Source organism: Bacillus sp. 166amftsu, assembly GCF_900107445.1.
Taxonomy (GTDB): domain Bacteria; phylum Bacillota; class Bacilli; order Bacillales; family Bacillaceae_G; genus Bacillus_A; species Bacillus_A arachidis.
In genome coordinates, this window is record NZ_FNQA01000052.1 from 1 (window position 1) to 5,830 (window position 5,830).

At 33.6% G+C, this 5,830-nt stretch carries 7 protein-coding genes; all 7 read left to right on the plus strand.

All coding sequences use genetic code 11. The features are described from left to right. The first annotated feature begins 316 nt into the window (after window positions 1–316). Window positions 317–670, plus strand: a complete 354-nt coding sequence (locus BLV40_RS27495; RefSeq protein ID WP_090695786.1) for a hypothetical protein — start codon at window positions 317–319, stop codon at window positions 668–670. An 8-nt stretch (window positions 671–678) separates the two neighbouring features. Further along, window positions 679–909 carry a hypothetical protein gene (locus BLV40_RS27500; protein ID WP_139265639.1) on the plus strand — a complete coding sequence of 77 codons (231 nt, stop codon included), beginning with the start codon at window positions 679–681 and terminating at the stop codon, window positions 907–909. Window positions 910–921: 12 nt separating this feature from the next. Then, window positions 922–1,161 carry a hypothetical protein gene (locus tag BLV40_RS27505; protein ID WP_090695790.1) on the plus strand — a complete coding sequence of 80 codons (240 nt, stop codon included), beginning with the start codon at window positions 922–924 and terminating at the stop codon, window positions 1,159–1,161. A 563-nt stretch (window positions 1,162–1,724) separates the two neighbouring features. Then, entirely contained in the window at window positions 1,725–1,931 is a 207-nt protein-coding gene (locus BLV40_RS27510; RefSeq protein ID WP_090695791.1) for a hypothetical protein, read from the plus strand. Window positions 1,932–3,723: 1,792 nt separating this feature from the next. Next, window positions 3,724–3,894 (plus strand): hypothetical protein, encoded by a 171-nt coding sequence (locus BLV40_RS28780; protein ID WP_170833729.1) that lies wholly within the window; start codon window positions 3,724–3,726, stop codon window positions 3,892–3,894. A gap of 90 nt (window positions 3,895–3,984) precedes the next feature. Then, entirely contained in the window at window positions 3,985–4,680 is a 696-nt protein-coding gene (locus BLV40_RS27515; protein ID WP_090695793.1) for a hypothetical protein, read from the plus strand. Window positions 4,681–4,856: 176 nt separating this feature from the next. Beyond that, window positions 4,857–5,702, plus strand: a complete 846-nt coding sequence (locus tag BLV40_RS27520) for a replication initiation factor domain-containing protein (protein ID WP_090695795.1) — start codon at window positions 4,857–4,859, stop codon at window positions 5,700–5,702. The last annotated feature ends 128 nt before the right edge of the window (window positions 5,703–5,830 follow it).

A 5,830-nucleotide genomic window follows, 5' to 3' on the forward strand; every position in this document is an offset into this window, starting at 1 on the left:
ATAGTATAGCAAAAGAAGAGAGGGAAATCACCTCTCTTTTTCTTATTTTCTAAGACTTTTCACGTTCTTCAGTGGGAATTTACCCACCCACCCCTTTCCACGGTTTTGTCCTAAATGCGCGCGCCTAGAGTCTCTCGATTTTTGGTAGTTTTGGTTTAGGTAGGTGACAATTCAAAAATAAATTTTAAAAAAGTAGAGTAACCCAGTATACAGATTATTTTTTTAGAGTTACTATGGTGGCAAGAAGAAAATAACTATTTTGCATTGCAATTTGCATTGCATTTTGCTTATTAAAATAAGAAAAGAGGAAGATATTATGTTGGGGAATTTATTAGGTTTCAAACAAGAAGCGAATTCAATTATTGGTGGATTAAACGGAAAAGATATTTCTTCTATGAGTAATATGGAGAAAGCAAGATGGTCTAATAGTATTAGGAAAGTACGAGTAGGGCTTGAAGCTTATAAAGGGGCGGATCAAGAGGTTAATGATTTAATTGGTGCATTAGATTATACAAGAGCGCTTTTAGCGGGAGTGGGAGTACAACAACAAGAAACTATTCAACAAAAGAACCAAAGAAGAGCAGAAGTAATTAGTAATGGATTAGCTAGTACACCATATCCAATTCCTGAACAGTTTTATCACTCATTAGGACAGATTGGGCAAAAGTAGGAGGATAAATGATGATAGTTAGTAAGCAATATAGAATTCCTAAAGAGTTACAAGATAGGTTTAAAGCAGTTACGGATAAAACAGGAACGACTATGAATAGTACGGTTTGCCAGCTAATAGCGGAGTATGTGTATAGAATGGAGCAATTAGGTCTAGGTGACGTAAAAGAACCAACTATTATTCAAGTTGAAGAAGTTAAGCCGAAATCTAGATTAAGAAAGCCGACTAAGAAGAAATAGGGCGGTGAAAAAATGAAGGAAGTAAAGAAGTTAAAACTGAAGCAGAAAAAGATAGTGCGGAATGAGGAACGATTTAACTTAGAATTTGAAAAGGCGAGGTTAAGTATAGAAGTTCCTTCAGCAGTTAAAGAAAACTTTAAAGAAGCAGTAGAAAAGAACGGAAAGACAATGAAAGATGTATTGGAATCGTATATGCAGCGGTACACATTAAAAGTGTTACAGGGAGAAGAGAAAGAAGCTGAATCACTCTAATCTATAAGGGATGAAGGTACTTTTAGCCTTTTATGAGTTTATATATGGTAGAAGTGCTAAAAGTACGACAGGTCTTCTAGATAACCGCTAAATTTACGCTAAATACATTAGAGAACCCCGAAGGGAATAGCGGTGAACCAGGAGGCATTCGTGCGATGGCATAGTCTTCGCGGTTTACGGTATGTCGGTTTTTAGGGAAGAAATGGCGAAGCGTAGCGAGGTATAGGGATGAAATAAAGGATAAATAGATGCGGTATGACGAGGCGTAGGGAAGCTTTGGGAATCCAACTAAGGAATCAAAGCGTAGCGGTTCATTTACAATGAGAATGTCCGTGGTAGCCTGTTATGGCTTGCCAATCCTTGTTTGAGCGTTAGCGAGTGAAGGAGTGGGGCATTGGCTTATGACCCACGGACTGGAGGCTCGTTGTCAATGATTGAATTCCGTACAATGTACGAAGGACTAGAATTGCAGAATTAGGTTGTGTTTTTCTTTATTTAATCCAGTGAGTGAAATTTATGATTTTAGTTAATAAATTATGCGGTGATCGAATAGGAGTAATGCAATGATTGACAATATAGAAGAAAAAAAGAACGCATTTTTTGCATTCTTAGTAGAAAAGGTATTATTTGAATGTTATTTGAGAGAAACGACTTGCTTAGAAGAAAAGGCGGTCTATGAGAAATTTATTGCGTTATATGATAAGGAGTTACAGAGATTGAACTATGAATTGGCAATAGCATCATTAAAAGAAGAGAGAGTCAATCTGTAAAACTACTATAAATTGACTCTTTTTTTATTTAGTTGAAGAATACATAAATTGTGATAAGACTTGCTACAAAACAAATTGCGTTAAATGCGAATTTACCTACTTTGAATAGTGTGTTGTTCATAATTTAATTTCCCCCTGTGAGTGTTATTTTTCTTTCTATGTATTAGTTGCTACGATTTTTAAGAAATCCTTATTTTTTTTAAAAAAATTTTCTCTCTACTTAATGCGTACGCTTATTTCTGTTTTTTGTCCGATATATATATAACGGGAGTGAAATTATCAGTTTGGATTGTCAATGAGATACTAGTTATCTTATCTATCATTATGTCCAAAAAAGTTAAATTTTATTCCGTTTTCGTGTATAGAATTTGTTTCTTTGGACAGAATAATGGAGTTGTACTTCAAATTTTTATCTATACTATACATTTTCGACAAATGAATTGATTTTGATACATCTATTGGTTTTAGAAAGAGCTCTCTCTTTTTATATACCAATTTTAGTAGAAAAATCCTTGTCTTTTCACAAGGATTCCTCTACTTAAGGAAATAGAACTTAATAGTAGTTTTGATTAGGAGAAAAACGTAAAAATTCGAATTGCATTCCCTACTACATTAATTATGTCTTTTCCTAATTTCATTGCTTTTTTGATCTTCTTTTTGTTCTTCTTTATGAATTTTTTCATACAGATTCACCTCCAAGTGTATATACTCTTTAATCTCCTTTTTTGATTGCTAGACTTGCATATAACTCCTCTTATTTTTTAAGAATTGTGCTCTGTTTTTATAGGCGCAGCCATTACTGGTTATGGGTATGGTTTATAAAACGGGAGTAAAAATACTCCTTATGATTGTCAATGGAATAACACCACCTACTTTCTATTTGTCTTTTCATCTATGTTTTGTGTCATCTTTTGAAGAATTTGTATTAAGAAGTTTTCTCTTCAAAGAGATAGGCGCACTATATTGGTCGTGTTGATATGATTTATAAATTGGAGAAAAAAATGCCTCAATAAAATTGTAGAGCTTGTCCTTTTTTTAAGTTCTTCAAAAATGTCTCTATTTTTCTCCTGTTTTTCTCCTAGTTTTCTATCTCTATAGAAAATACTACTTACTTTTTCATTCATATTTATCCGTTGTTTTATCTCTTTTTCATCCGTTATTTATCCGTTTTTTATCGAATATTTATCAGAAAAATGTACCTCTATAAAAATACTAATCGCTTTTCGATTAAAAAACGGTCCCCTATTTTGTCCCCTTTTTTATCCCCCTTTTTGTCGGGATTTTGTCGGAGATTACTTTCTATAGCAAAGTGTATCGTGTATAAAGATTGAAAAAGGTACCTAATTTAGTAGCCCAAATGGTATCCCAAATGGTGCCCTAAAGTGCCATTTTCTTTATGAAGAAAATAATAATGATTTTTCATTTAAAAATAGTCCCCCAAAAAGTTCGCGTTTTGTTCGGGAATTTTCTCTGTTTGTAAAATGTATTCCTTATAGTTATTAGTTCCAGAAATCTATTATTTTGGGACATTTTTTTGAGATTTTTTTGGAGGATTAATTCAACTGAAAAAGACCCGCTTCTCTAACAGCGGGTTAAGTGCCTCTTTCGAGGGATTCACCATACCAAAATGTTTTTTGTTTTAGGTTTTCTCCTTTCTTTTTGACCAAAAAAATGTCCTTATTAATATGTTCTATTTTTTTATGTGTTTTTTGACCGTTTTTGAAGTGGACAAACAGAAACGTTGATGTTAAGCTGTTTTTATGTATTACATTTTCAAGAAAGAGGTGATGTTATGCCTAAAGTTATGCAAGCTAGTAAAGTGCGAGTGCCTAAAACTTTTAGGATTCAACAAGAGACATTGGATTCTATTGAAGAATTGCAGAAAAAAGAAGGTTTGAGCCAAGGTAAGATTTTAGACCTTGCTATCCAATTGCTAAGAAGAGAAAAAGAGTTAGCACAATAAATCATTAAACCCTATAACAAATACCGTAGCATTTTATCGTAGTAAACAAGACAACAAGGAGGGAAAACTAAAAGGAAAAGGTGATCTATAGTGAATTCGGATTTAAATATTAAAGTGATTTTGATGAACGCTAGAGAAATAGCGGAAAAAAACGGTTATTCAAGTCAATCTTGTTATACAGGTGATACTCAACAAATATCTAGAAATAAGTTTTTATCTATGAATGAGCGTTCTGTTTTCAATGCTATGTTTGATTGGTTTTATGCTACTAATATAAGAGCTATCGGACGTGATAGATTAGCTTTTGAACTAGGTGTTTCGGAAAAAACGATAACAAGAGCTACGAAAAAGCTTGAAGAACTAGAATTTATAAAGGTTGCAAGAAGGAAAAACAAAACAAATATTTATACTTTGTTAGATTTCAGTCTTAATCCCTTTGTTGTGTTAAGCAATGTTATTAGAAAACGAGAATTTGAGCTTTCTAATAGTTATGAAGGTTTAGGTTTAGAAACTGAAGAACGTATTCAAAAAATCAAATTAACTTTCGGGGATTTATGGGAGAAGGAAGAGTATTATAATCCGTTTGTTTCGCGTATTAAGGAAGGTTTAACTGATAGAGAAAGATATTATATAGCTGAAAAACTTGTAGCGCATTGGGAACAATACGGAGCGGAAATACATGAATCTAGTAATGTTATTTCTATTCATAAACCAAAAGAAAAACGTAAAGTTAAGAAGGTTAAACGGAAAGTTAAAGTTTCTGGAAAGGACTTATTGTCTCTTTAGGAAAGGACTTATTGTCCCTTTTAGAGAGGACTAAATGTCCCAGTAATATATAAATAAATACTAAGTAGTTTAATATATAACCGAAACTTTTTTGCATAAGTTTCGGAACTCTATACAACTAAAGAAATTACTGAAGCATACTAAGGTAGTAAATAAAACGGAAAAGAGTGTTAGGTATGGAAACAGATATTAGTATAGACAGACTAACACTTGTTGGATACGACACTGGAATGATAGAGAGTTATCTTAAATACTCGGAATATATTTCATTCATAGGTTTTTCTAGAAACTATGGTTTTCGTCATTCATATCAAGGACTAAAAGGGGAACTGTTAGAGATAGGCGAGAAAGGGAAGATACGCTTAGATTTTAATCCTAACAATGCGAATATGCGGGAAGTGGAAAACATCGTTTCTCGACTAAAATACCCTTATTTAACGCGACTTGATGTAGCGGTAGATTACTTTGGTATCGACTTATCAGAGGTTGAATGGACAAGCCCTAAAAGAAGAAAACAGAACTTATGGCTGAACCAAGAAGGACAACCAGAAACATTATACATAGGTGCGCCATCAAGTGAGAGAAGGTATCGTATTTATAACAAGAAGTTAGAACGGTTGGAGAAGAAAGAGGAATCAGACTCTAGAGCAGTTAATGGACATTGGCGTGTTGAGGTACAACAACGTTTTAAGGAGTCCAATAATATATTAGATACCGTGGATTATTTCGCGGCGGATCTATTCGATATTAGACCGTATCGAAAGGTGGTTAATTTAGACCATATAGATAAGCCTATGGAGCGGATTATAATAGCGGGATTAATAGAAAGACCTAGTGAACTTAAGAACCTTAGTAAGAACGCTAGAGGTAAGTATAAGAAGATGATACAAGAGGCAAAGGAAAGAAGCGGAGTAGCGATAAGTCCCGAACCAATAGAAGTTTATACAAAAGAAAAAGACCTGTTAGCTGACCAACTAACAAGCCTGTTCTCGCACTGTGCTAAGACCGTAGCACAAGTGTAAACTTTAAAATCAATAACAAGTACATATCTAAAGATAGTATAGCAAAAGAAGAGAGGGAAATCACCTCTCTTTTTCTTATTTTCTAAGACTTTTCACGTTCTTCAGTGGGAATTTACCCACCCACCCCT

Bases quoted from the DNA above. Each gene is read 5' to 3' on its own strand.
- BLV40_RS28780 (WP_170833729.1), top strand. From the start codon at position 3,724: ATGCCTAAAGTTATGCAAGCTAGTAAAGTGCGAGTGCCTAAAACTTTT.
- BLV40_RS27500 (WP_139265639.1), top strand. From the start codon at position 679: ATGATGATAGTTAGTAAGCAATATAGAATTCCTAAAGAGTTACAAGAT.
- BLV40_RS27495 (WP_090695786.1), top strand. From the start codon at position 317: ATGTTGGGGAATTTATTAGGTTTCAAACAAGAAGCGAATTCAATTATT.
- BLV40_RS27520 (WP_090695795.1), top strand. From the start codon at position 4,857: ATGGAAACAGATATTAGTATAGACAGACTAACACTTGTTGGATACGAC.
- BLV40_RS27510 (WP_090695791.1), top strand. From the start codon at position 1,725: ATGATTGACAATATAGAAGAAAAAAAGAACGCATTTTTTGCATTCTTA.
- BLV40_RS27505 (WP_090695790.1), top strand. From the start codon at position 922: ATGAAGGAAGTAAAGAAGTTAAAACTGAAGCAGAAAAAGATAGTGCGG.